2 pseudogenes are annotated in these 876 nt (G+C 64.5%); both read right to left on the bottom strand.

What is annotated here, in order from left to right:
* Positions 1–74: 74 nt before the first annotated feature.
* Positions 75–700, bottom strand: a pseudogene (locus BST28_RS22965) (nucleotidyl transferase AbiEii/AbiGii toxin family protein); the annotation flags it as partial.
* Positions 697–813: pseudogene (locus BST28_RS25345) on the bottom strand (type IV toxin-antitoxin system AbiEi family antitoxin domain-containing protein); the annotation flags it as partial. The pseudogenes BST28_RS22965 and BST28_RS25345, both read right to left, overlap by 4 nt.
* Between the last annotated feature and the right edge of the window lie 63 nt (positions 814–876).

The following is an 876-nucleotide window of genomic DNA, read 5'->3' on the forward strand; positions in this document are numbered from 1 at the left end:
ACCTCGGCGGCGTCCTGTTGGTCGCCGCCGTCATCCACACGCGAGTCGACGCCAGCAAATCAGGAGACACGCCCTAGGTCGTGAGCGCGATCGTTGACTTTCGGTCCTTCAAGCACTGCGGTGACCGCATGGAGCTTCGGCGCGGTCTGCCACGGAACGGTCATGCACGGCACGGAGACCGCTGCGGGAACCCCGACAAGGCCAAGGGCCTCCGAGGTGAGGGTGTCGAACTGGTCGGCATTGCCGGCTTCGACGGTAGAGACCTCGATTGGAACAGATGCGAACGGCTGGCCACGGTAGCTCAGCTTGGCGGTGAATCGGCGCGGCTTGACGCGCATACCCGGGACGTCGATCTCTTCGGGGACGGTAAAGATCGCAGTGAACCCCTCCCACCCCGTCTCGCCGGCGTCAGCGAGCTGCTCATGGACAGTTTCGATATCGCGCGTGCGACGGTGTCAAAGTCCTTGGAGGTCCGAGAATCAGGGATTCCCCGACGCAGTTCCAGCGACGATCCACCTTTGACCAACAGCAGCGGAGCACCGCTGTCGTCGGTGAGCATCGCGGCGAACTGCGCGACGACGATCATCGCGACGTGGCGCTGCAACCGACCGAACACGACACCTTGCCGTTGCGCTGCCTGAGTGAGCCGATCGCGCAGGGAGCGCAGGTTCGGCGGCGGCGACGAATACGCCTTGGTCACACCGATGCTCGCTTCACCCGGGAGCGTAGCCCGGCGGCGGGCTTATCAAGCGCTGCGCGTAACTCCGCTGCTGGCCCACGACGGAGCGTGCCCTCGGCTGAGCAATGATCAATACCTGTGGATGAGCCTCGGTGAGGCGGCGTAGGAAAGGGCGCACCTTCCCGAGGATGATCTGA

Origin of the sequence: Mycolicibacter kumamotonensis (assembly GCF_002086285.1) — a bacterium.
Classification (GTDB): Bacteria; Actinomycetota; Actinomycetes; order Mycobacteriales; family Mycobacteriaceae; genus Mycobacterium; species Mycobacterium kumamotonense.